The organism is Vibrio sp. TMPB1044 (assembly GCF_030442075.1).
Taxonomy (GTDB): Bacteria; Pseudomonadota; Gammaproteobacteria; order Enterobacterales; family Vibrionaceae; genus Vibrio; species Vibrio satsumensis.
In genome coordinates this window covers 1-867 of sequence record NZ_JAUJED010000054.1, presented here as the reverse complement: position 1 = coordinate 867, position 867 = coordinate 1, and the positions used below count along the sequence as shown (strand labels likewise).

The 867-nt window shown below is 46.3% G+C and carries 1 protein-coding gene; it reads right to left on the bottom strand.

What is annotated here, in order from left to right:
* Positions 1–138 precede the first annotated feature (138 nt).
* Positions 139–867: flagellin (locus tag QQ041_RS22070; RefSeq protein ID WP_285955061.1), on the bottom strand; the 729-nt coding region annotated here is incomplete at its 5' end.

The window sequence follows — 867 nt, the reverse complement described above, 5'->3', positions numbered from 1 at the left end:
CCAAATCGCAGGCAATAAAAAACCCAGCCGAAGCTGGGTCTGTTTAGCGCTCATCTCTCACCACGAGCTAATTTGTGGAAGCCTAACGTTAACGCTTATGATCAACCATGCTTATAGTCAACGTGGCCTTTCAATCGATTAACCTAGTAGGCTAAGTGCCGAGTTCGGAGCTTGCTTCGCTTGAGCAAGAATCGAGCTTGAAGCTTGAGAAAGGATCTGAGACTTAGTCATCTGAGTCGTTTCTTTCGCGAAATCGGTATCTTTAATACGGCTCTTAGATGCGTTAACGTTCTCGTTAATGTTGTCTAAGTTGCTGATAGCGTGGTCGAAACGGTTTTGGAAAGCACCTAGCTCAGCACGGTGGCTGTCTACATACTTAAGTGCCGCATCGATAACGGCTACAGACTCTTGTGCGCCACCAACTGATGTTACGTCGATAGTATCAACCGTTACGTCTTTGCCAGGTTGCATGCCTAGTTCACCAGCAAGGCTGCCAGAGAATGCCACTTCGCCTTCAACTTTGTTGTTACCAGTAAACATTTGTAGCTTACCATCTTCAGTTACAGACGCTTTCACAGAGTCTTGTTGACCGTTGATGTACGTTGCTAGCTCTTCGATATCGTCACCCGCTTTTGCGTTGATGTCGATTTCTTGTGCTTGACCGAAGTTATCAGTGAACGACAGTTTTAGGTCGTTAGAGCCAGCTTGAACGTTCCAATCTTTGTCTTTCGCGTTCTCAGTTTGGTAGCTCTTACCACCCATCTGAGCATTATCAGAGCGCATGTCTTTCAGTTGAAGCATTACCGCTTCACCGTTATCCGCACCGATTTGGAATGATTTAGTGCCGTGAGTACCGTTAAGCAGCTT